This is a genomic window from Methyloprofundus sedimenti, assembly GCF_002072955.1.
Lineage (GTDB): Bacteria > Pseudomonadota > Gammaproteobacteria > Methylococcales > Methylomonadaceae > Methyloprofundus > Methyloprofundus sedimenti.
On record NZ_LPUF01000004.1, the window covers coordinates 100,895 to 124,155 of the forward strand.

At 39.9% G+C, this 23,261-nt stretch carries 25 protein-coding genes; 7 read left to right on the forward strand and 18 right to left on the reverse strand.

The window, feature by feature from the left end; genetic code table 11:
• Nucleotides 1–93: 93 nt before the first annotated feature.
• The 4 genes from AU255_RS18025 to AU255_RS18040 are packed head-to-tail and all read right to left on the reverse strand — an operon-like array spanning nt 94 to nt 3,620.
• Nucleotides 94–471 (reverse strand): hypothetical protein, encoded by a 378-nt coding sequence (locus AU255_RS18025; RefSeq protein ID WP_080524283.1) that lies wholly within the window; start codon nt 469–471, stop codon nt 94–96.
• The gene (gene cobI / locus AU255_RS18030; protein WP_080524284.1) at nt 468–1,253 is read right to left on the reverse strand and encodes a precorrin-2 C(20)-methyltransferase; all 786 of its coding nucleotides are present in this window, start codon (nt 1,251–1,253) and stop codon (nt 468–470) included. Before cobI ends, AU255_RS18025 begins: the two co-directional genes overlap by 4 nt.
• The gene (gene cbiE, locus AU255_RS18035; RefSeq protein WP_080524285.1) at nt 1,250–2,533 is read right to left on the reverse strand and encodes a precorrin-6y C5,15-methyltransferase (decarboxylating) subunit CbiE; all 1,284 of its coding nucleotides are present in this window, start codon (nt 2,531–2,533) and stop codon (nt 1,250–1,252) included. The genes cobI and cbiE overlap by 4 nt, the downstream gene beginning before the upstream one ends.
• Complete coding sequence (locus AU255_RS18040; RefSeq protein WP_080524286.1) at nt 2,526–3,620, reverse strand: cobalt-precorrin-5B (C(1))-methyltransferase; 1,095 nt, start codon at nt 3,618–3,620, stop codon at nt 2,526–2,528. Before AU255_RS18040 ends, cbiE begins: the two co-directional genes overlap by 8 nt.
• A 224-nt stretch (nt 3,621–3,844) precedes the next feature.
• Here AU255_RS18040 and AU255_RS18045 point away from each other — a divergent pair, with 224 nt between their 5' ends.
• Nucleotides 3,845–4,624 (forward strand): M48 family metallopeptidase, encoded by a 780-nt coding sequence (locus tag AU255_RS18045; protein ID WP_080524287.1) that lies wholly within the window; start codon nt 3,845–3,847, stop codon nt 4,622–4,624.
• Nucleotides 4,625–4,880: 256 nt separating this feature from the next.
• Here the strand turns inward: AU255_RS18045 and AU255_RS18050 are convergent, their stop codons facing one another.
• The gene (locus tag AU255_RS18050; RefSeq protein ID WP_080524288.1) at nt 4,881–5,543 is read right to left on the reverse strand and encodes a precorrin-8X methylmutase; all 663 of its coding nucleotides are present in this window, start codon (nt 5,541–5,543) and stop codon (nt 4,881–4,883) included.
• A gap of 243 nt (nt 5,544–5,786) precedes the next feature.
• Nucleotides 5,787–6,434 carry a hypothetical protein gene (locus AU255_RS18055; RefSeq protein WP_143736019.1) on the reverse strand — a complete coding sequence of 216 codons (648 nt, stop codon included), beginning with the start codon at nt 6,432–6,434 and terminating at the stop codon, nt 5,787–5,789.
• A 451-nt stretch (nt 6,435–6,885) separates the two neighbouring features.
• On the opposite strand from AU255_RS18055, the gene AU255_RS18065 reads away from it, so the two are divergent.
• Nucleotides 6,886–7,704: a glycosyltransferase family 2 protein gene (locus AU255_RS18065; RefSeq protein ID WP_080524290.1), complete on the forward strand. Its 819-nt coding sequence runs from the start codon at nt 6,886–6,888 to the stop codon at nt 7,702–7,704.
• A gap of 779 nt (nt 7,705–8,483) precedes the next feature.
• The gene (locus AU255_RS18070; protein ID WP_080524291.1) at nt 8,484–9,149 is read left to right on the forward strand and encodes a peroxiredoxin family protein; all 666 of its coding nucleotides are present in this window, start codon (nt 8,484–8,486) and stop codon (nt 9,147–9,149) included.
• Between the two features lie 42 nt (nt 9,150–9,191).
• Here the strand turns inward: AU255_RS18070 and AU255_RS18075 are convergent, their stop codons facing one another.
• From AU255_RS18075 to AU255_RS18105, 7 genes are all read right to left on the reverse strand, one after another.
• Nucleotides 9,192–9,848: an MOSC domain-containing protein gene (locus AU255_RS18075; RefSeq protein ID WP_080524292.1), complete on the reverse strand. Its 657-nt coding sequence runs from the start codon at nt 9,846–9,848 to the stop codon at nt 9,192–9,194.
• A 149-nt stretch (nt 9,849–9,997) separates the two neighbouring features.
• A complete protein-coding gene (locus tag AU255_RS18080; protein ID WP_080524293.1) occupies nt 9,998–10,723 on the reverse strand; it encodes a hypothetical protein in 726 nt (241 codons plus the stop codon).
• 13 nt (nt 10,724–10,736) lie between these two features.
• Nucleotides 10,737–11,204, reverse strand: coding sequence for a hypothetical protein (locus AU255_RS18085; RefSeq protein ID WP_143736020.1), 468 nt, complete (start codon nt 11,202–11,204; stop codon nt 10,737–10,739).
• Between the two features lie 118 nt (nt 11,205–11,322).
• Entirely contained in the window at nt 11,323–12,105 is a 783-nt protein-coding gene (locus AU255_RS18090) for a CBS domain-containing protein (RefSeq protein WP_158083166.1), read from the reverse strand.
• Between the two features lie 8 nt (nt 12,106–12,113).
• Nucleotides 12,114–12,506: an HPP family protein gene (locus AU255_RS20200; protein ID WP_080524296.1), complete on the reverse strand. Its 393-nt coding sequence runs from the start codon at nt 12,504–12,506 to the stop codon at nt 12,114–12,116.
• A 148-nt stretch (nt 12,507–12,654) separates the two neighbouring features.
• Nucleotides 12,655–13,326, reverse strand: a complete 672-nt coding sequence (locus AU255_RS18100; protein WP_080524297.1) for a hypothetical protein — start codon at nt 13,324–13,326, stop codon at nt 12,655–12,657.
• A gap of 126 nt (nt 13,327–13,452) precedes the next feature.
• The gene (locus AU255_RS18105) at nt 13,453–14,163 is read right to left on the reverse strand and encodes a multicopper oxidase domain-containing protein (protein WP_198942690.1); all 711 of its coding nucleotides are present in this window, start codon (nt 14,161–14,163) and stop codon (nt 13,453–13,455) included.
• A gap of 245 nt (nt 14,164–14,408) precedes the next feature.
• Here AU255_RS18105 and AU255_RS18110 point away from each other — a divergent pair, with 245 nt between their 5' ends.
• Both AU255_RS18110 and AU255_RS18115 read left to right on the forward strand, forming a co-directional pair.
• Complete coding sequence (locus tag AU255_RS18110; protein WP_080524299.1) at nt 14,409–14,807, forward strand: helix-turn-helix transcriptional regulator; 399 nt, start codon at nt 14,409–14,411, stop codon at nt 14,805–14,807.
• On the forward strand, nt 14,804–15,052 hold the full coding sequence (locus tag AU255_RS18115; protein ID WP_080524300.1) for a helix-turn-helix domain-containing protein: 249 nt from the start codon (nt 14,804–14,806) through the stop codon (nt 15,050–15,052). Before AU255_RS18110 ends, AU255_RS18115 begins: the two co-directional genes overlap by 4 nt.
• Nucleotides 15,053–16,168: 1,116 nt before the next feature.
• Here the strand turns inward: AU255_RS18115 and AU255_RS18120 are convergent.
• The 5 genes from AU255_RS18120 to sucC all read right to left on the reverse strand — a co-directional run bounded on the left by AU255_RS18120 (nt 16,169) and on the right by sucC (nt 21,189).
• Complete coding sequence (locus tag AU255_RS18120) at nt 16,169–16,747, reverse strand: hypothetical protein (RefSeq protein ID WP_080524301.1); 579 nt, start codon at nt 16,745–16,747, stop codon at nt 16,169–16,171.
• A gap of 467 nt (nt 16,748–17,214) precedes the next feature.
• A complete protein-coding gene (locus tag AU255_RS18125; RefSeq protein WP_080524302.1) occupies nt 17,215–17,778 on the reverse strand; it encodes a hypothetical protein in 564 nt (187 codons plus the stop codon).
• A gap of 494 nt (nt 17,779–18,272) precedes the next feature.
• On the reverse strand, nt 18,273–19,040 hold the full coding sequence (locus tag AU255_RS20530) for an HvfA family oxazolone/thioamide-modified RiPP metallophore (RefSeq protein ID WP_198942691.1): 768 nt from the start codon (nt 19,038–19,040) through the stop codon (nt 18,273–18,275).
• 107 nt (nt 19,041–19,147) lie between these two features.
• Complete coding sequence (gene sucD, locus AU255_RS18140; RefSeq protein ID WP_080524303.1) at nt 19,148–20,023, reverse strand: succinate--CoA ligase subunit alpha; 876 nt, start codon at nt 20,021–20,023, stop codon at nt 19,148–19,150.
• On the reverse strand, nt 20,020–21,189 hold the full coding sequence (gene sucC / locus AU255_RS18145) for an ADP-forming succinate--CoA ligase subunit beta (protein WP_080524304.1): 1,170 nt from the start codon (nt 21,187–21,189) through the stop codon (nt 20,020–20,022). Before sucC ends, sucD begins: the two co-directional genes overlap by 4 nt.
• Before the next feature lie 263 nt (nt 21,190–21,452).
• Here sucC and hemW point away from each other — a divergent pair, with 263 nt between their 5' ends.
• Both hemW and pyrE read left to right on the forward strand, forming a co-directional pair.
• Entirely contained in the window at nt 21,453–22,622 is a 1,170-nt protein-coding gene (gene hemW / locus AU255_RS18155; RefSeq protein WP_080524306.1) for a radical SAM family heme chaperone HemW, read from the forward strand.
• Nucleotides 22,615–23,256, forward strand: coding sequence for an orotate phosphoribosyltransferase (gene pyrE / locus AU255_RS18160; RefSeq protein WP_080524307.1), 642 nt, complete (start codon nt 22,615–22,617; stop codon nt 23,254–23,256). The genes hemW and pyrE overlap by 8 nt, the downstream gene beginning before the upstream one ends.
• Nucleotides 23,257–23,261: the final 5 nt, after the last annotated feature.

Here is a 23,261-nt window from a genome sequence, read left to right on the forward strand (position 1 = left end):
AGATAAAACTCCAATGATAGCCAGAAGACTGCTTATGCTTTAGTAGTTAGCAGTCTTCTGTATTATTTTTTCGGCTTACTTGAACCCGTGTTTTTAACGTTTTACTTCTTTTTCAATAAAAGTTTTGCCGTCTATTTCTAACTTGGAAATCCCGCCTACAGTTTCGTGTAAAGTACACACTGCTTTTTTAAAACTATATTCATCATCAGTCTTTGCAGAATCCCAGGTCATTGAAACAAAAGTTTGATGATCGGTATCGGTAGAAGTAGGAAAATAAACCTGATCGCCAGTGAATTTTTTTATCGCAACGGGACATTTTCTGGATGCCATCGTTTCCATTGCGACAGTTGCTCTAACCATAGACTCGTTTTCTTTTTGTTCATTGGTTTTTTCTTTATTGGAGCCGACCATAAGAAAGCCCAACACAAATACACCAACTACTGCAGCCAGTAATTTCTGAGTACCATTCATAATATTTCCTCTATTTTTGTTATATTTAAGGTTTGCTTTTTCCTGCAACCGCGGATAAGTTCGCCTTTCATTCTATGGGAATTATGTATCATTAGCAATGATAGATAATTGACTTTTTGTCCTTTTAAACTTAATACATCATGGACAATTCGCTCTTCACTAGACCCAGCTTTCTCGATAAAACAAGACTGAGTTAATAAATCCTTATGTGCTAATAGGTCGAGTATATCATCAAGTATAGGCTTGACCTTTAATAATATTAAGGTATCAAAGTCACTTAACATATTTTCGATCATTTCGATGCCGTATCCAGCGGGAATAATGGCTACGGTGTCATCCGTATCGGCCAGAGGCATTTTAGCGCGTGCGGCGGCGGCATTAAAAGAACTGACTCCTGCAATGGTTTCGATATCAACAGTTTCATCCAGCGCAGCGACCGTTTTTGCCAAATGCTGAAAAGTCGAGTAGGTTGACGCATCTCCTTCGACTAAAAAAACCACATCCTTACCAGCCTGTAGTTTGGCCAAAACCTGCTGTGCTGCCTGTAGCCAGTACTTAGCTAATATTTCTCGATCATGCGTCATCGGAAAAACCAGTTCTGTATGGTTATCTGGCGGTATTAAACCTGCTTCCAGAACGATATTGAGTGCGTAACTTTTGCCTTGTCTTTTTCTCACAGGATAGGTCCAGTCTGCATCTGAATGTAACAAATCCCAGGCCTTACGCGTGATTAAGCCTGGATCTCCAGGACCTAAAGAAACACCGTATAACATACCGCTCATACTTGATTTTCCTTTTGTACACAAACGATCCAGACTGGATTTTCAGCGCGCATTCTATGCATATGTAAAATAGGCTGGCTGCGAGAGGCTTGTAATTGGATGATATCCCACGTTGCACCACTTTGTTTTAATACTTCCAAAGCCGTACTTAAATTTTCTAAAGTAACAAAATTCATCACCAGACAACCTTTAGCTTGTAGCCTGTCCAGACAAAGCGCAATGAGCTCAGCCAGTTCACCACCTGACCCTCCAATAAACACAGCATTAGGTGCTGGCCAGTTCGCCATTCCCAGCGGCGCTTTATTTTCAATTAAGGTGTAATTATGTAAGCCAAAGTCATGCCCATTTTCACTTGCAATCGCAAAGTCCGCGACATTTTTTTCGACGGCATAGATATGACCGTTCTGGCATAATTTCGCGGCTTCAATTCCTACTGAACCAGATCCTGCACCAATGTCCCAGACGATACTTGTTGATGTTAATTGCATTCTTGCCAGCGAAACTGCACGAACCTCACGCTTGGTAATAAGGCCCTTATCAGGTTTACGTTGTTTAAAAGCATCATCCGCATAGCCAAAAAGCAATTCCGGCTGCCTGGCCTGTCGCCTGTATAAAATAACGACATCGTTACCATTAAAAGATTGCTCTGCTAATTCAACAATACTGCAATCCTGAAATATTTTTTCATCCGCACACAGTAAGTTTTCCGCAACCACCATGCTAAACAAATCTGCCATATTTTCCATGATTAACATGCGTGCAATACGGGCAGGATTATTTTCAGGACTGGTTAAAATCGCTAATTTATCATGTTGATTTATCGCTTGTAATAGCTTATAAAAACCGTGTTCTGCACCAGAGCCCGGTCGCCAATCTCCGGCATCTTTATGATGTACCGAGCAGATTTTAGCATCCTGCCAGGACATTCCAATGCTGGCAAACGCTAATTGCACAGCTGAAATATTAGGCATAATACCCAGCTTTTCAGCGCCTAGTTTTTTAGCTAAAAAACTGGCAATCCCATGACATAGCGGATCGCCTGTAGCCAACACCACAACTTTTTTTTGCTCAGCTAACGCGCGATTGATCCATTCCGGCACTTCAGTTAAATGCCCTGTTAAGTCTTTACATTCTGCGGATTTGATAGAATTTTTAAATAGCTTTAATACCCGGGTCGCGGCGATCACAACATCGGCATTTTCCAAAGCATCTAATGCAGCGAATGAAAGGCCTTCAATACCGTTATCCAATACTCCGATAACCTGACAATGATTAGACATAATCTACTAGTTTTCCTCCTTCAAAATCACACATTAATATTCGATAGCTAAAAACCCCGGGGTAACGCGCCTCCAGTGTCGCAACGACGCGCTGGCACAATGCTTTATAAAAAGCGGGACCTAGTCCTAATTCTTCCATGCGCTCCCCGGCAAATCGAGCTGTTTCACCACTGGCTATTTCAGCGCAAACCTCGGCATCGGCTCCTACTGCAGCAGCAAGATCCGCCAATAACTGAGTATTTACAGGGTTACGACGCGCATGAGTTATGACTTCACCCTGAGCAATTTTGCTGACTTTACCTACCATGCCGCCAATAATAATTTGCTTAATACCGACTTGTTGTGCGCTATCTAAGGCAGGACCTAAAAAATCGCCCATCTGCACAAAACAGGCAGGATCTAATTCCGGCAATTCACGTATGGTAAATTTTTCTGTTCGTCCGCCAGTGGTTAATACCACAGTTTGCTGGCCTTGATTAGCCGCCACCTCGACACCTTGCACTACACTGGCGCGAAAAGCGGCAGTAGAATAAGGGTAAACAATGCCCGTCGTGCCTAAAATGGAAATCCCATCAATGATGCCCAAGCGATCATTCAAGGTTTTTTTTGCCATATCCCGCCCACCGGGGACTGAAATAGTCACTTCCAGACTTTGAGCTTGCAAGAGCTCACCTGCTACCTCGCGGATATTAGCTTCAATGTTTTTTCGTGGAACAGGATTAATTGCCGGACCGCCGACTTCTAGACCCAGGCCGCGCATAGTAATGGTTCCCACACCATCTCCCCCTTTAAATAACACTTGATTGACTGAATCGGCTAATAAACGCACATCGACCGTCATATGCGCTTTATGGGTACAATCAGGATCATCACCTGCATCTTTTATAATGACGGCCTGAGCATGGCCAGCTGTCAGCGAACTCTGATGTACAGCAAAGCTGACGCGTTGACCATTAGGTAATAAAGATTCAATCTGCTCTGGTACTTTACCGGTCAATAGCCCTATAGCGGCCGCTCTTGCAGCTGCTGCTGAACAAGCTCCTGTGGTATAACCTTTGCGAGTACCTTTGGGTTTTTTAGGGGTCATTGGGTGTAGTACTTGTATAGAGTAAGTAAATCGAGGTATGCATATTAACTTGGAGCATGATCCTGAGACATCATTCGCAGATATAACGTTTCGGTAAAATAGCTCATCCAACGGCATTTTACGTCATGCCTTACTTTTCATGGCAGACTATAGCATAATTAATTATTATGCTACTTATACTCAGGTATAGTCCTGCAAAAAATACCAAGTCTATGGGAAAAAACATGTTAATAAAATTACTCTCAATTATTCTGTTATCTGCTTTATTGTCAAGTTGCGCAACATCCCCTACTGGAAGAAGCCAGTTACTGATGATGTCTAGTGGTGAAATGGATCAGATGGGTATTCAGGCATTTGATACTTTGAAAAAGGATACGCCAATTGAGCAAGATGCAAAAATCAACGCCTATGTACGTTGCGTAGCAACGGCTATTACCAATGAAGTAGGGGGCGAGTGGGAAGTTGTGGTATTCAAAGATCCATCAGCTAATGCATTTGCACTCCCGGCTCACAAAATCGGGGTGCATACGGGGCTTTTAGATGTTGCAACAAATCAAGATCAATTAGCGGCCGTGCTAGGCCATGAAGTAGCTCACGTTTTAGCAAATCATAGTAATGAGCGAGTTTCTCAACAAACGGTTGTTAGCCAAGGTATGTCGATAACTCAGGCGATATTAAATCCTCAATCCGAAATAGGAAAATCCGGCATGGGCTTATTAGGACTTGGAGCTCAATATGGCATTCTTATGCCGTATAGCAGAGCCCATGAATCTGAAGCAGATATTTATGGTCTGGATTTAATGGCAAAAGCAGGCTTTGATCCACGCGAGAGCATAACTCTCTGGATTAATATGGGTAAAGCAGGTGGAGAGAGCCCGCCTGAATTTATGTCGACTCACCCCGCACATGAAACACGCATTACGGATTTGCAAAAACATATGCCAGCCGCGCTGAAATTGCGTCAAGAAGCACAAGCTAATGGCAAAAATCCACAATGCAAATAACACTCTGGAAGCAAGACTATAGCCTCGCCAATATTCGGGGCTAAGTCTCTCCTCAGCTTATAATTATATTTTTTACTATCAGTAACATACAAGGTACGCCTGTTTTTACTTCACCTTTTACATGTTTAATGATAATAAAAACTAGCTAATAGCATAGGCAATTTGTTGTTCAGAATAATTTTAAAAATATGTATGCGTTAGGTGTTGATGTCCTTATATAGCCGCACTTCATTTACAAGTAAAGTAAAACAAATACTTATTTATTGGCTTGCTCTGCGAGTGCTAATAAAGCATGAATAGCGGCCACAACTAGCGTTGACCCTCCCTTTCTTCCTTCGGTAACAATCCAGGGAATATCGTTTAATAAAGCCGTTTCAGTCTTTGATTCAGCAGCAGACACAAAGCCAACTGGCATACCGACAATAAGGGCTGGACGTAAATTTTCTTCATTTATCATGCGGATTACTTCCAGCAACGCTGTTGGCGCATTGCCCACAGCAACAATGCTATTTTGTAATAAACCTAAACGCTGTGCCTTGCGCATTGCCTGTACGGCACGGGTACTATTTTCGGCTTTTGCCTGAGTAATCACATCTGCATCAGAAATAAAGTGATGCGTGCTTACACCAAAATGACTTAAGCGAGGTTTGGATAAACCCACACAAATCATTTCTACATCAGCAACAATATTAGCGCCTAGGCTAATGGCACTCAGACCTGCTGAAACTGAGTCCGGATGAAATCTGGTAAGACCATTGAATTCAAAATCAGCCGTGGCATGAATCATTCTACGCACAATGTTCCATTCATCTACCGAATAGTGATGTGTGCCTACTTCCTGATCGACAATAGCAAATGAGTCATGTTCAATTTTTTGCCCTGCCTGGGTCATTTGTTCTGTAATGGTGTTTTGTTGCATGATTATTCCAAGAATGTGTATGTGCAACTATGATAACAAATTTATACATTTTACCAACTAGCAGAGTGGCTAAAAAGAGACACTAACTAATTGCCAGGCCAGGCTTTTCCTTGTACATGATTATGTTGTGGTGCGGGATTGTATGCGAGGCAGACGACGATGTCCTGCTTTGGTTTTATGCGACTCAATCTTGAATAAGATTTCTGCAGGTCTATTCAGCCGTTCTAATCGTCACAATACAAATTAATAAGTTAAAAAATGCTCCAAAATATCGCTGGTTTGTTCACAGGAAATGATTGTTTCCTCACTTTCTAGTAAATAGCTGGCAAATAACCGGATGCATTTCCAGTTATTTGGGTCTTCGACAAAGCGAAAGGCTTTAGTATAGAGTTCGCTAATTTTTAATTCACGCTCAGCAGCACCAGGGATAAAATATTCTAAATAGCGAGATGCCTCCTCTATATCGGAATGTCCCCCGTAATTTTTTAAAGCAACTAGATTTATTAAATGTAAATTTAATATCTCATCATCACGCAGTGCTACATATTTAGCTTCTGCCAAAGGGCCGACCAGCAGGTTAATAACATCTGCCTCATAGGCCTTCTGCAAGCTTTGCTGTTCTTCTAAAGAACCTAATTGATTATTTTCTATTTCAGCTACGGGTAAATTATCAATTAATCTGCCACCTGATACCTGGGCAAAATATGCAAGATGATTTTGCTGTTGATGTTGTCTGTTAATCATGATCTCAAAAAAGACCGGGGGTAATTTTTGCTGGTGGTTGCGCAAATATATTGCCACCACATGGCCTGCTTCATGATACACAATATGTTTAAGTAATTCTTCAGCGCTACCAGGTGGATTGAAAAGTGAGTGATTGGTACGTTTCATAATGGGCAAACCCTATTAGAAAAAAATGCGACCATTACAGCCGCATCAAGAGGAAGGAGCTAGCTCTTATCCAGAACGGATTGCATTCAAGAGTTGGACATAGTTTATGTGAGCAACAACTCTTTGCAAATGTGGCATTTTGCCGCGCGACAATTAGCCGCCTGTCTTGGCATTAAAACTGCACTGTATAACTTCTGTCTTTTTGAAAATCCAGCAATAAAGCCATATTTCCACTCATTCAAGCAAATAAATAAGTTAAATCACTTAGATGTTTGCGGCATATACCTTATTTATTTTAATATTCTTCAAAACCTTGCTGTAACCTTATTTTTAAATTAGTTTGTGCAGTGTATTTTTCCGGTCTCTGATTGCTGTAAAATTACTCAACCATCTCACCTTATCGCATAGCATTCAGATATAGGCTAGCAACATATAACATTATAGACCATATATGGAAATTTCCCTGATTATCCCTACTTATAATCGTTGCTTGCTACTGAAACGCGCTCTGCAATCAGTCTTAGAGCAAAGCAGACCTCCCGATGAAATAATTATTGTCGATGATGGCTCTACCGATAATACGCTGGATATGCTTAATGACGAATTCCCGCAGCTTACAATTATTAAACAATCAAATAAAGGTGTGAGCACCGCCAGAAATATTGGCATACAGCAATCCCGTGGTAACTGGATTGCTTTTCTTGATTCTGATGATAGCTGGTTAGCAGAAAAACTAACAACTCAAATCAGGGCATTGCAACAGGCTCCTGAGTTAAAAATTTGCCATACTGAAGAAACATGGATCCGTAATGGCGTTAGAGTCAATGCCATGCACAAGCACAAAAAAACTGGCGGCTGGATTTTTGAACAATGCCTGCCTTTATGTACGATGTCCCCTTCATCAATTATGATTCATCGCTCGGTATTTGATGATGTTGGTCTGTTTGATGAAAACCTGCCGGCCTGCGAGGATTACGATCTGTGGTTACGCATCAGTGCAAAATATCCGGTGCTATTCCTGGAGCAACCGCTAATAAATAAATACGGTGGACATGAAGACCAGCTTTCACACAAATACTGGGGGATGGACAGGTTCAGGATACAGGCTTTGGAAAAAATCATTTCCCAGCCTGATTTAAGTGTAGAAAATAAACACAGTGCAATAAAAATGCTGTTAAAAAAGGCGCGAATCTTTAGAAATGGTGCACTAAAGCGCGACAAAATCGAATCTGCACAATACTATCAACAATTGCTTGATAAATATCAGTAATGATCTCACCGTAGGGCGGATTTTAGTCTGCTAATATGGCTAGCCCGTAATTTGTCATGGATTATCTGATTTTGCTACGGTCCAATTATCAGGCTGCATTAAAGGTTAATGCTAAAGTATACTTCGCGCGGTCACGGATGCGGATTTTAAAGCGAGTTGATTTTAGTCGAGAGCAAGGCTCTGGAACAGGCGCATAGCAAGCTACGCAACTACGCGGCTATCGGCTAAAATCGGCCGCTAGAAAACCGTATATATGGCTGCGCGAAGTATATCATTATCAATTTGCTTTAAAGCTTTGTAAATATGATTTACTTCATTTTTTGCGTTGACCTTATTGTTTTATCAAAAATTAAACACCCACTCCCGCAAATTTTTTAATCAATTAGGATTCTCTACTTACTATTACCTGCGGAAAAAATAACATGCACCTGGCTGGTAAAAGCGTCGATATTTCATGCAATCTCATTATAATAATGGACAAAGCTGCAGAGTGCTCTCATGACATAAGTAATGGGATGCTTTGAATTTCCACAACGACGAAAACGACGAGCTAAAACACTTGCCAACTCACTAATACCGATAATAACAATGGGCAGTACTATTTTATACGCTTGGTTTTTTCAACTTTAATCACTTAATATTAGATAACTCAATTTATTTTATTCAGTTGAGTAGTCTAAAAAAGAACAATTGGGATACCATCCTTATAGTATTTTTTCCTGAATTCAGATTTCCACATCCTCTGATAATACGAACATTAACCAACAATTCCAATAATCATGAATAAAACAGCAAAATTGGGAGAAAAAGCTCCCTTATTACAAATATCGGATTGGGTACAAGGAAATCCGACGAATATTGACCAGCTGGAAGGTAGGGTTATTTTAATTGAAGTATTTCAAGTCAATTGCCCTGGCTGTTTTTTATACAGTCTGCCTCAAGCTATTAGTCTGCATCAGAAATATTTTGATAAAGGTCTCGTTATATTAGGTATGGCCACTGCATTTGAAGACTTCGATAAAAACACATTGGAAAACATAGAGTTATTGGCGACACAGAATAAAGTGACAGGAGAAACCTTACGCGCACTAACAGAAAACAATCACTTGATTAATGGTCAATTGCCTTTTCACATTCCATTTCCATTAGCGATGGATCAAATAACAAAACACAAAAATGAAATTACAAATAATGAAGTAGATCTATTCATTAAACTGCATTTTCCTGATTTTATTCATCAAAATGAACGCCAAAAAAAACAAACCCAACAGAATGTTTTAAGCTACCTGCAATCACGTTTATCTACCGCTGAAACATTTAAGCTATACAATTTACAGGGTACACCCTCTCATATAGTGATTGATAAAAAAGGTCGTTTAAAAGCCTGTGAATTTGGTCATTTTTCAGATTTGGAGTGGCTTATATCTGCTTTATTAGAGGAATAAATTTTCTTTACTTTCAATAGACTCTTTACGCTTAAGAATATATTAAGGCGTATTCACAGAAAATAGCCTTGTGGATAATTTTTTTCTCCACTCGGAAGAAAGCTCTGGAATAAGAAGAGCTCTTTCCATAATTGATCTCGATGCAGGATAGTTTTTATCAAAATAAGCTCTAAATAAGGATTGAATGTTTACCTTAAATACGCCTTCCTTAACCAGCTCTACTTTGCTACCCGTTTCAACAACCCCCTCTTGTATGACTCTAAGGTAAGCACCCGTAGCAAAATTCTCAATAAATAAACGCGGCATATTTTGATTCCCAACTGCAAGCCCCAGTTTAAAACAAGGTACTCTGGGTTGTGTTATTTCTAAAATGCATTGCCCAATACTTAACTGATCGCCAATATGTAAAACAGATTCATCAAAGCCTGATATGGTTAAATTTTCCCCAAATCCACCTGGTTTTAATTCTGGATTTTGCAGCACTTTACTCCAATAGGAGTAGTGGTCAGAGGAAAAGGCATAAACAGCTTTATGTTCACCTCCATGATTTTTTAAATCTGCTTGCTGATCCCCCTTCAGATTGTCTTTTGCTATAAAAACCGGACCTATAACAGGTTTTTTAAAAATTCCCGTTGATATTATTTTTCCCTGGTATTCAATCTTAGCTGGAAGCGTTGTATTAATTGATAAAAGATTCATTGATATTCTCATGTTGTTTGTGCGCACCAACCTAAATTGGTAAAAATTGAAACAATAACCTTTTAATGGCCACCAAACATTACCAGTTAGCTATAAACTTAATATAAATACTGTTAAAAAACTTTCCGGAATGTTTTTTACTCACACTATTAATCATGTAGATACCTACGTTCCATATCTGCCAGATGTATCAAAAGTTCGGAGTTCTTTTGCACATGAAAAATGTAACGAGGTATGTCCTTGCCTGTTGACTGTGCCATAAAAGGCTCACCCCAAAAACTGAGTAGTGCCTCGGCACCTCCACTGTGCTGACTATCCGCGAGTATAAAGGAAATATTCTTGTCCAGCTTGCACCAGTGGGGTTCTCTTACCTTGGCATAAGCAGTACAGAGGACTATTTTAGGCTGTACAAAATCCGCCCATAATGCTTTCTGACTTTCATCCAGCACAAATTGAACTGATCTAACCATGGAGTTTTCTATAGCAGGACGAAGCAGGGTATCAAATAAGTGTTGTGATTTATACATGGACAAACAAACATTGAACCAAACAGTATCGCCACCCATGTCATGAGTAAATTTCTCGTTGACAGAACGTAAATGTCGAGGACCTACTAGAACTATATCGGACTGTTTAAGCGTTGAATGAATACTGCGAACTATATGGCCTGTTCGCTCTAATTCTTCATGTGTCAAATCGTTGCTTCGGGTATGCCGCATGAAATTAATGAATAGCAATGCTATAAGAGCAAGGACTATAGGTAAAATGACATCCTCGTTCACGATGTGTAATAGATGCAGAATAATACCAATTACAGCAGCCAAAATCCCAGCAATAGCATCCCATTCGTAACTGAGTATTTTTTTAACTTTCATATTGATATTTCGATTACAGGACAAAAGCAAATGCTAAACTGAAAATACCAATAAAATAAGATAAAATTAACAGGCTTTTTTGATCTAATGACAATGACCGCCAATAGGCAGATTTTCGTTCTAAATAGCTTAACCAGATAGTCCTAAAAAAATGTTTAAATTGAATATAAAGTCTTGGTGTTGCGCGATATAACCTGAAAAGCCCGTACAGCAGAATAGCAATGACTCCATTTACAACAATTATTTCACCATGATGACGATTTGCATCAAAGGCATGTTCCACAAGAACCTCAAGTGAATATTCAAAAAACTCAAAAACAAGATGAAACAATTCGAAAATAATATCAATAAAAACCAGAAAACCGCTCCATAACGGGTCAAACATTAAAATAAATAAAAATAACACAAAAAACTTTATACCGACTCTTTCCAGCATTTGCAGAGTTAATTCATTCCGTTTATCCTGTTGCCTAATAAACATTTTACGGATGAAACTGATGAGATGACTAATCAATTTTACCTCACAGAAATATTATTTAAATTTATGTAATTATTTTTTCTTTGCTATATATACTTCGCACAACCACCATTGCAGACTTCTAGTGACTGATTTTATGAGCCAGCTCTTCGTTATATAACGCCGCTATTAAATTTGATTGATAGACCATGCCCACTAGACGCTGTTCTGAATTAACTACAGGTATTTGTCTATGTCCCTGATTGGACATCAAAGCAATAAGGTCGACAATATGCGTGGTATCCGTCACAGTAATGACTGAGCTAGTCATAATAAAACCGACTGATTCTGGTTTCATTGCAGTTATATCGGCTGTACGTCTAATAAATCGATGAAATTTATCCTGAAAGCTCTGATAAATACTTAGATCAATAAATTTAAAAAAATCATTCCAGGTAATAATTCCGATCACTCGTCTTGCTTTGTCTAATACAGGCATTGCTTTAAGCTTGTTACGCCGCATAATTTCCCAGGCCTCCTCGACTTCAGTGCCGTATTCAGCAGTGACAACCTGTTTAATCATAATATCAGCACATAAAAGCTGACCTTTTAACCGCTTAAAAGTATACTTTTCAACCTGGGTTAATATATGACTTAATTCCGCATGTGTCATACCAATAAACACATCACTATCAGCCAGTGCTAAATCAATATCTTGTTCTGAAAAACCGACTTGATGATTGGGTACAGTCACTGCAAGCTGCTGATCTGTCTTTTTCTTCTTAACAGGCAAAGGGCTGGGGTAATCTCTAGCCATAATCCATCGATTAATTTTCATTGCCAAAATCAACAAGATAAAAATATTTACGACCACAGGAACAAACACAAAAGAATAACCAAGAGAGGTAATTGATGTTCCTGCCATGATCGTGGTTAAACTCGTCGCTGCTGTGGATAGGTGGGTGGGCACAAACATCTCAGCACTAGCATCATCATTACTGAATCTCCAACAGCTGAAGCTGCGGCTGTAAATGTTTTTACAATATTCGAAGCGTAATACACACCGACCACGGCTGACAACCGTTGCTCACCAACAAAAGACCCAGGTTGTGCTAAAGGACTACCTGGGATAAAAAACAAAATTATTGCCGAAACTCCCATAGATACTACAATCATCGGATAATCTGGCCAGGGTAAAACTATTTTGCTAATGACAGCAATAAAAAAAATTGAACAAAAACAGGCCAAAAGAGACCGTAATTTAGCCTTAAGACTAAAATTTACAGGATCAACCGCAAGATATTTAAAAGCATGGAATATTTTCATTGTGTCTAAAATAATTTAAAAATTCATCACCGTTTTTTTCTTGTTAAGCCCTTTTTTAGAAGGTTCTTCAGTCTATGTATTCAAATATTTGAACCAAACTTTATTAATTCGGGACCGTTGTTTTACAGAGTGGGGGTAATTACACCGTTTATTCCGACTTTCTATCCTTAATATTGAATGAACAAATAAATACGCCGTTAGGATCATAGTAATCGTATTGAATAACCACATTACGTTCCAGCAAATCTTCCACTAGCGTACTATCGTTACATACTGTCGTCGTAGCTGAATCTATGCCTGCCTTAGTCAGTAATACTGTATGCTCATGATTTTTATGTATAGGTACTTCGGCCTTGTAAACTATCGTTCCATCCTTATCTGCAACATCTATAATCTTGACACCATTTGCAAAATAAAAAGGTAAGAATGGCTTTGTCCCATTGGAGACATAAGCGGCAAGATTTTCTGGCGCAAAACTATCGACATTAAAGCTTAATAAAGACATCACAACTTCATTTTTTACATGACTGATGACCTTTTCTCGCATGACATTGTATGTTCCCTTGACCTCATCGTTTATGTATTCCAAGGATACAGGCGTAGATTTATCGATTTTTTCATTACTGCTTTCATTAGCATCAGCATAAAAGGAATCAACATTACATTTACCTTGTTTACCTTTGGTAAATAATTTTGATGGAACTATGAATGAATGTGAGATGTCTGGTTGTCCATCTTTTATTTCAGCATATGCCGAATTATTGCTCAGTGTCTCCAAAACAATCATCATAATGACCGAACTTATTGATTTATATTTCATGGTGGATTCCTCTTAATTTCTCTGACCTAAACTTATTTCAAAGTAACAGCAGATATCCTTTGTTGTATATAATATCGATTCGCTGCTATTAATGCAACAACGAATCGATAAATAGCTCTCTTGAGTTTAACGAATCAAAATATTTTCGCCTTTACCCAGTTTAGGATCCGCATCAGGCATATTCATTAATACCGTAATTGCGCCTCGCATTGCTGCACTCATCGCATGATCAACAATTGCATTATTGGTGGGATGATCAGCAGGAGAAACCAAATCAAAGGTATCTGCTGTGGCAACCGGTATGTTATAGGTCTGTATCCCATATAAGGTGTTTCTTGGATTTCCGTTGATATAAACCTTATCCCAAATACCTGCGATAGGATGAAAGGCAACAGGGTTATTTATATTGGCATTCACATTAGTATGACAGTGATACCAAAGACTCCCAGTCTTCTCCGCTTTCCATTGATAAGTAAAACTATCACCTGCTTCAATCGATTTTTGTGTCACCCCAGGCACACCATCGTTTTTCCAATTATTAGTTTGATAAACACCATGCCAGTGAATGATATGAGGCGTCGAAGTGTTATTAGTCACCAACACTTCCACATCATCACCTTGTGTCACATGAATTAACGGTGCGGGTACCTGACCGTTAAAGGCAAATACCTTGTACTTGAGTTTAGGTGCAACTTGAATTGTCACTTCATCTATGGTCATTTCAAATTTGTGCTGCTTTGCTTCTACACAGCTCACCCAAAAACACATCATGAAAAGACAAACTATTTTGTTGCCTCTTATCAGGCCACTGTTATTTTTTGATTGTCTAAATTTCATTCAACTCCCCCTTCTTTAATAATCACAAATGTTAAGAATGTGTAATTTGGATACTAGATTACGACTGATTATATACTTTGTCAACAATAAACTGTATAAAGTCATTTAACATAATTATATTTTCTATATGTATTTTATTTTTTGTCGCGTGAGCTTTGTCTCTAACCGTTATATAATTACTAATCATTTAACAAACAGAGCACGCTTTGTGCTTTTTTATAAAATAAACAGAAACAGGAGGTTGCGTGGAGATAATCGGATTTAATGACACCCAACAAAAAATACTGCGCTTTTTAGTGAAAGAAAAAGAAGGCGTGACGGTAGATCAGTTTTCCAAACTTTTGGAAATTTCAAGAAGTGCAATACACCAGCACATGACCGCACTGGAAAGAGATGGCCTGGTTATGAAGTCTGTTTCCAAACAAACAGGCGGACGCCCAGGAACAACATTCGTCTTAACGGAAAAAGGAATTCATATATTCCCTAAACACTACAGCCTTTTTGCTGAAATGCTGATCAATTTAATCAAACAAAAATTAGGCTCTGAGGAACTCGCGCTATATCTTAAGGAACTTGGTGTATCTCTTGCAGAAACAAGAAAAGATGCTCTAAAAATAAACCCATTAATGAAAAAATTAAAATGACTGCTGACATTATGCAGGAGCTGGGATACGAAACGCAGTTATCAGAAGGAGAACCAGGAGAAAATTTAATAATTGATGCTTACAATTGTGTCTTTCATGATCTGGCAAATAGCGATCCTGAAGTCTGTGAAATGGACTTATCACTCTTGTCAACACTTCTTGACAGTGAAATTGAACATACCTGCTGCATGGCAAAAGGAGGCGTTAGATGCCGCTTTTTAGTGCATTCTTTGGACAAAAAATAAAAAAACCCAGTGCACATCCACACACGTCCGGCTTGTATTGTACTGACTAAATTTTTTTTGGCCGTGTTTGGAGATAAACCTGGTTTTAAACAGTACCTCAATGACTGATGCACGGATAGCGTCTATTCCTATTTCTGAGGTTTCTTTCAACCGCTTTTTTAACACCGAGTTTTTAACTGTTTTCCCTATATTTTTCATTGCCTGAATCAGTGTGCCTTCTGTATATCAAACAAATACTTGAGTTTGTTTAGCTTCAATCCTGGTCAGAATGCAGAAAAATTATAGACAAGGGTTCTCCTGGATCGGAAGTAATGTATCTTCATCACGTAAACACAACTTATGTTTGATAATGGCAGCACCCTTCACTAAGCGAGCGGGCTTTGCAGAGCGCCCATTTTGCTGGAAAAACTGGCGTAAGACACTTCAGCCAGTGCACCCCGGGAAATACACTCCCTCAATTTTAACGCTGTGCTTGCCTTTATCCATTTGCTGCTCAAAAGGCATTTTGAATCCTTCAAGAGTCAGTTGACTTTGGCTGTTTATTCGAATTGTATGCGAGGGTTTTGCAGGCTATTTTCTTAGCAGGCACTAATTATCCTGATTTTTTAGTTACTCACTTAAAGATAAAGCGTTGAAGTGAAAAACCATGTTTTCACTTCAACAGGCACCAATGCTAAAGCTTACCTGATTACGAACAAGCTCAAAGCTTAAGGTTGGGTCGGCTTCCCCAGAAAATCAGTTTTACTATAATCGTGTTATCTTAAATAATCCTGTGTTTAAGAGATGCGTTTAATATACAAGGTTGGGTTAGCTTATCTAGCGAAGCGTAGGAGCCTATGTTGGGTTACGCTTTTTATTGCTTTGCAACCAAAACCTAACTCAACCTACATTGTAATACATTGATTATAGATACAATATTTCTTAACTTAATGGCGGTGTGCTAGCATAGGATAACGACACTTTTTAGCTTATTTCTCAAAGAGATGACCGGGCATTATCCCAAGCCAATCCTGTTCCAGGCGCATAATATAAACTGCTAGTGTTATTGCACCAGTCAGGAATATTGCAACGATAAAGAGTGTTATCAGTGCCTTTTACGATTGTACCCGGCTGGTATTAGCCTTGACCATCTGGATAGCTAAAATCACTTTTGGCAACTGGCGCAGTCCCTTCAGAAACTAATTCCCATGCACTACTCCATGCCAAACCAAGTCCGGGAGCATAGTAAGTGATACTGCCATTGCACCAACATGTAATGAGGCATTGATAAGTATTTCCATCTTGGCCGCGTATTAAATCTCCCTCTGTATAACTGCCAATATTATCTGGATAAATAAAACCAACGGAATCAACTACGCTAACCGTAAAGCTTTTTTGCACAGCATGCTGATGACCCGTGGTTTCACCCCTGACAATTAACTGACAAGTGCCAACATATAGATCTTCTACATCAAACTGTACTTGAGCACTGTTCAAAACAGGATATTCCTGGTAGCCAATTCTCGCACCTTGATAAAATAGCTCTGCGATTATAGCCATCGCAGGGTTGGCAGTAGTATCAAACACCAACTGCATAGGCTCGCCTGAACTAAATACAGACTGTTGCAAGTCAATCTCGAGTGAAGCACCTACTGCAGCTAAATCAATTTCAATTTCTATTCGGTTAATTGCTGAAGAAACGCCTGATGGATTCAACTCTGAAATGCAGTTCTAGTATTCAGGAGGCCTCGCGCCAATGCCATTAAGATAAGCTACAACTCGTTTGTAAATGGTCTAATAAAACAGCCGAATAAGATACGACCATAATTAGTCGTGCAACATAAGACTTAGCTTGTCACCGTCTTCTATCGCGTTATGAAAGTCAGTGCCAGGTGTGTATTATGCCGAGACAAATAGATCTGAATGAGTGAATACGTTATTTTCTAGTGTTTTGAATTACGTATGATTAAGCAAGATGAGCTTTATAATTTTGCGTTTATCAAGGGCGATCATTGACGTTAAACTTGCGTCCCTTAGCCTGATCAATAGCTCCATTCTCAAAACCATTACCTATAGTAAAGATTTGTTGGAATTTATTGAGTAACAACTAAAGCCTGCGTCGACCATATGAATCCTGTATTGCTGAGGTTTTATGCTTTTCCGATAGATTTCCAGACAAAAAATTAATCATTTAAACTATCTTTTAATAAGGGTGTTTGATCCTGATGCGGGTTTATTTTGTATTCTGCATCCAGAAATCCTGTTGATCTATTCAAGTCATTCAATGACTGTTCTTTTTTTCTAGCTTCATCGATTGCAAGCGCATCTTTCAGTACTTCACGATATGAACGATTAACTTTTTTAGCGTATTCGGTTTGCTGCTGATCTTTAATTTCAGCAACTGTCTGGACAGGTTCTTTTTTATATCGACTATCTAATTCATCGGCTAATTGCCTTAAACTCTTACTGATGTTTAAAAGCCGCTCAGATGCATGGTACTTATTTACATCCAGCGCAAAGTTTCTGGCAATTTCTTCACGCAGATTAAACCCATAAACAACATCTTCATGGTCCTTTTGCTGAAAATCATACTCGATATAAATATCTAATGGGTGACTGGCTTTTTTATCAAAAACTATATTAGCGCTTTCCATAGTGTAAGTTAATGCATCTACAAATTGCTGCCTGACTTGTTCTAATTCATTAAAAATAAAATCTGCATTTAGTTTGCGTATTATGTATTTCATTCTCTTACCGGATAATAGTAATCAGATTAGAGCTCTTTATATACTGCATAGCCTTTACTAACAAGTTCAATTTGAATTATCGTGCGCAGCGGCAAAAATGGAGTGCTGCAATGAAAAAACTTGCCCGTTAGGTAAAAAGAAAATATCTTAAAAAACGCGTTTGTTCTAATTCTAAAAGGGACAACCGGGTATAGTGCATTGAGACTTATTCTGTCATATTTGACAGTGTCAGCAGGGATCACGGACTGATGTAGTTTAACGTTTATAACGATAAATCAACAATGCTGACAGGACTCTAGACAATCAGGAAATATTATTGTTCTATCTCAAAAAAATGGCCCGATTTTAGCAAAACCGGGCCATTAATTTAGTTTCTAAACAGTTTTTTGTAATACTTGCAGGTATTATTTATCTGGCGGATAAAGCCGCCTATGCAAAATAAAAATGTATACTTGGCAAGCAAAAATCAAACTCATGGGGTTATAAATTCTGCTCTATTTACCAGCCGCTTTTTCAGGAGAGATCATAGCACCACAGCTTGCTTCTTCGCCTTTCATTCCCTTCATGCCGTCCATGCCTTTCATTCCGCCCATGCCTTTCATGTCACCCATGCCTTTCATGTCGCCCATGCCTTTCATGTCACCCATGCCCTTCATGTCACCCATGCCCTTCATATCGCCCATGCCTTTCATGCCCATGCCACAGCTACCTTCTTTACCTTTCATCATGTCACCGCACATACCTTCCATGCCTTTTTTCATTTTGCCATCTTGCATCATGCCGCCGCACATGCCTTCACCGCATTTCCCTTCTTTGCTTTTGCCCATATCCATATTCATACCTTTTTGCATGGTATCGGGTGTGGTTTTTTTAGATTTTTTATTGCCCCATCCTGTCTTACTAACAGAGTAGCCTTTATTTTTTTCTTTTTTAGACGCTGATTTTTTCTGTAAATCTCCACACGCGCCTTCTTTGCCTTTCATCATCGCACCACAGACCTTTTCCAGGCCTTTTTTCATTTTGCCATTGTCCATCATGCTGCCGCATGAACCTTCGCCACAAGCAGCTTCCTTCTGCTTGTCCATTTTCATTTTAGAACCGCACTTCATCTCGCCTGCTTTATCTGACTGCGCAAGCTGCATATAGCCACTGCTTAGTTCACTCATCGCAAATGGATTGCTTTCTGCATTAGCCACATTTACCGCGAATGTTGAAGCAATTGCTGAACCGATAGTTGTTATAGTTTTTGTAGTTTTTTTCATGTTATCCTCAATATATTATGATTTGATGATGTATCAATTTTTTACACGGATTAGGTGCCTTTTGCAAGCGATAGTTGTGCAGCTTTGTTCATTTAATTATTTTAAGACTAGGCATTTGCAATAAGCTCTTTCATCGCTAAGCCCATAATTGAAGGTGAATTGACTACCCTTACGCCAGCTGCTTTTAATGCGGAAACTTTACTCTCTGCTGTGCCTTTACCGCCGGTGACTATGGCCCCCGCATGTCCCATGCGTTTACCTGCTGGCGCGGTTAAACCGGTAATATATGCAACCACTGGCTTAGTCACATGGTTTTTAATATATTCAGCTGCCTCTTCTTCTTCGCTACCACCGATTTCTCCAACCATAATGATGCCCTGAGTATGCTCATCTGCTTGAAACCGACTAATGACATCAATAAAATTCATGCCGTGAATAGGATCGCCACCGATACCTACACACGTACTTTGCCCCAGACCCTGCTGAGTTGTCTGATGGACTGCTTCGTAAGTTAATGTGCCCGAGCGGGAGACGATGCCAATGTTACCCGGTAGATGAATACTGCCAGGCATAATACCAATTTTGCAGGCTTCAGGCGTGATAATACCGGGGCAGTTTGGACCAATAAGTAGCGCATCACTTCCTGCCATCGCAGCCTTAACGCGCAACATATGTAAAACAGGAATGCCTTCAGTAATACAGACAATTAATTTAATACCTGCATCAACGGCTTCTAAAATTGCATCCGCAGCAAAAAAAGGCGGCACATAAATAACACTGGCATCAGCCTGGGTGCTGGCATATGCCTGTTGCACAGTATCAAAAACCGGCAAGCCTAAATGTTCGGTTCCCCCGCGTCCAGGAGTAACGCCCGCAACAAGCCTGGTACCGTATGCCAAGGCATGCTTTGCATGGAAAGTACCTTGTTTGCCAGTAAAACCCTGACAAATAACGTTGGTGTTCTGGTCAACTAAAATACTCATATTCCTGCTCCAGCAAGGCTAACCGCTTGTTCGGCTGCATGATCCAGATTATCCGCAGCAATAATATTAGGTGCAGCACCCTCTAATAGCGCACGCCCTTCTTCTGCATGCGTGCCTTCCAGCCTGACTATAACCGGTAAATCCGTCTTAATTTGTTTTAATGCCCCCAGAATACCTTGAGCAATGACATCGCAGTGCACAATTCCACCAAATATATTGACCAGTACAGCTTGTACATTTTTATCAGAGACAATCAGCTTAAATGCCTCGGTAACTTTGTCTGTGGTCGTGCCACCGCCAACATCCAGAAAATTAGCCGGGGATCCGCCTTTAAGCTTGACTAGATCCATGGTTGCCATCGCCAGGCCCGCGCCATTGACCATACAGCCTATATTGCCATCCAAGGTTATGTAGCTAAGGTCAAATTGCTTTGCCTTATTTTCTTTTTCATCTTCTTGTTCGGTATCGCGTAATGCCATGATGTCTTTATGCAAAGCAAGCGCATTGTCATCAAAGTTGATTTTTGCATCCAGTGCAAACAGGCGGCCGTCTGCTATTTCCACCAGAGGATTAATTTCTATTTGACTCGCATCTTTATCCACAAGCAGATTTACCATACCGGACATGACACTTTGCAAAGCTTTTATCTGTTCGCCCTGTAAGGATAATGCAAAGGCTATTTGCCGGCACTGATAAGACTGTAAGCCGGCGGCTGGATTAATAAATAATGTGATAATTTTTTCCGGACTTTGTTCGGCAACGGCTTCGATATCCATCCCGCCGGCCTCGGAAGCTATAAAGCAGAGCTTTTCCTCATGTCGGTCAACCAGTAAGCTAAGATAAAATTCGCGTTTAATAGGATAGGTTTTTTCAACTAAAACTGAATTAATCGGCAGGCCTGCTGCACCGGTTTGTTTTGTGACTAAACGTTGCCCCAGCATTTGTGCCGTGAATTGGGCAGCATCCTCGGCAGTTTGTGCGATTTTTACGCCACCGACTTTGCCACGCCCACCTGCATGAACCTGAGCTTTTATTGCCCAGCTATCACCGGCTAAAGCTTGTGCTGCAGCAGATGCAGCGGCAGCAGTTGTAGCGACAACACTTTCGGGAACAGGTATCAGGTAATCTTTAAAGAGTTGTTTAGCCTGAAATTCATGAATATTCATCGTAAACCTTATTTATATAAATTAAGAACGAATAAAAACTTTACAGTATATATGCTGAGTATTTATTGGCAAGTAAACGAGCAATGCTATGCTGATTCTTTTTTTTCAAGCCCTGATTCTTTTGATTGGCGCACGAAAGCCAGCGTATTATTGCACTTCGCCGGTGGATAATGCGTATAATTAACGAATCTATTGCTGTACAAAAACTTCTGCGAAAACATGGCAACGCGGAATATTAACGCAAATTATCATCGCTATTTTTTATGCCGAACGCCCGTTTATCTCCTCCACTTAGTTTGTATATACATTTCCCCTGGTGCATACAGAAATGTCCCTATTGTGACTTTAATTCCCATGCGGTTAAAGACACCTTCCCGGAGGATCGCTATATCAATGCCCTGATAGATGACCTGGCACAAGATATAGCCAAATTCCAGGAAACCCGGACCATACAAAGTATCTTCATGGGCGGAGGCACACCCAGTCTATTTTCTGCTGCTCAGCTAGATCGTTTACTTACAGCTATGCAGCAATACCTGACTTTTGCTGATGATATAGAAATTACTCTGGAGGCCAACCCAGGTACCTTTGAAAGTGAAAAGTTTGCTGATTATAGAGCGATTGGCATTAACCGACTGTCTATTGGCATACAGAGCTTTAACGATCAACATTTAAAACGTTTGGGGCGCGTACATTCTGCACAGGAAGCTATTCGAGCCGTTAGCATTGCCCGACAGGCAGGTTTCGCTAACTTTAATCTGGATCTCATGTTTGGCTTACCTGAGAGCGCCGAGCAAGACAGCTTACACGATGTACAACAAGCCATTGCATTACAACCCAGCCATATCTCCTTTTATCAACTGACTTTAGAGCCAAATACCTATTTTCATAAGTACCCGCCAGCATTACCAAATGATGAAGCTATATTTAAAGAGCAATTGGCCTGCCAGCAACTATTAGCCGAACATGGCTATCAACAATATGAAATCTCCGCCTATGCGCAACCGGGTAAACAGTGCAGGCATAATATAAATTACTGGTCTTTTGGTGATTATTTAGGCATAGGCGCAGGAGCTCATGGAAAAATAACACGCAGCTTGCCTGCCAATATTGTACGCACCATGAAACCCAAACAACCCGAGCAATATCTCAAACACACTAAAGATGATAGACTTGCTCAGGCGATTAAACAGAGTGATTTGCCACTGGAATTTGTGATGAATCACTTACGCTTAAAAAAGGGCTTTCATCTTGAGACCTACACACAAAGAACAGGATTATCATTACAATCCTTACAGCCTGCCTTAGCAGATTGTCTGCAACAAGGGCTGTTATTTGAACATCAACAACACTATGAATGTTCGGAAAAAGGCTGGCATTTTCTGGACACTATTTTAGAAAACTTTCTTAGCACGGATATAACTGATGCTTGATTATCAAAAACAATTTATTCAATATTCCCTGGATTGCGGCGTATTAAAATTTGGTGAATTTCATTTAAAATCAGGACGGATCAGTCCTTATTTTTTTAATACCGGTCTTTTTAATAGCGGCGCGCAACTAGCAAAGCTGGGACAATTTTATGCTCAGGCACTTATTCATTCAGGCCTGAAAGTCGATATTTTATACGGACCCGCATATAAAGGAATCCCTTTAGTCAGTGCCGCCTCAATCGCCTATGCGCAAATGCAGGACAGCGATATTCCGTTTGCCTTTAACCGCAAAGAAGCCAAAGATCACGGTGAGGGTGGCAATCTGGTTGGTGCGCCGCTGAAAGGTAATGTCCTGATTCTGGATGATGTCATAACTGCAGGGACTTCTGTACGCGAATCAGTCGTAATTATTAACGCGGCTGGCGCAACACCCGCAGGTGTATTGATTGCATTAGACCGACAGGAAAAAGGGGAGAATGACATTTCTGCCATACAGGAAGTCAGTCAGCGTTATGCAATGCCCGTGATATCGATCATTGCACTTGAACATATTATTGAATTTATTGCCGGCGATAAATCTTATAATGTGCATATTGCTGCAATTAAAGAGTATCAAAAGCAATATGGCATTTAGAGTAC